Below are 433 nucleotides of genomic sequence, written 5' to 3'. Positions count from 1 at the left end.
GTTTCTACGTGCTAGCCTTGAATGGAAAGCGCAGCACCACGCGCAAACCGCCGCCTTCGCGAGGTTCCAGAGCCAGGGTGTCGTCATGCGCCTGCGCGATTTCGCGAACGATGGCGAGCCCCAGGCCGCTGCCGCCGGTGGTCGCCTGCGCCGGGCGATAGAAGCGATCGAGCACGCGTTCACGCTCCTCCGCCGGGATGCCAGGGCCGTTGTCTTCGACCACGAGCTGCGCGCCACCGTCTGGCGTATGTGCCGTCGACACATCGACGCGCGCGCCGGCCGGACAGTATTTCAATGCGTTGTCGACAAGGTTCACTAGCAGCACGCGCAGCGCATCGGCATTACCCATCACGGATGCCGGCTGCGACTCCACCGCGATCCCCAGGTCAATGCGCTTTTGCACCGCCGCCGGTGACAGTTCGGCAACCACGTC

At 65.6% G+C, this 433-nt stretch carries 1 protein-coding gene; it reads right to left on the bottom strand.

Annotation, left to right across the window (positions count from 1 at the left end; genetic code table 11):
• Positions 1-4: 4 nt before the first annotated feature.
• The coding region (locus tag GV819_RS32640) for a sensor histidine kinase (RefSeq protein ID WP_256667712.1) at positions 5-433 on the bottom strand (429 nt) is incomplete at its 5' end.

The organism is Pseudomonas sp. Fl5BN2, assembly GCF_009908205.1.
Taxonomy (GTDB): Bacteria; Pseudomonadota; Gammaproteobacteria; order Pseudomonadales; family Pseudomonadaceae; genus Aquipseudomonas.
This window is presented reverse-complemented; position numbering and strand designations above follow the sequence as displayed.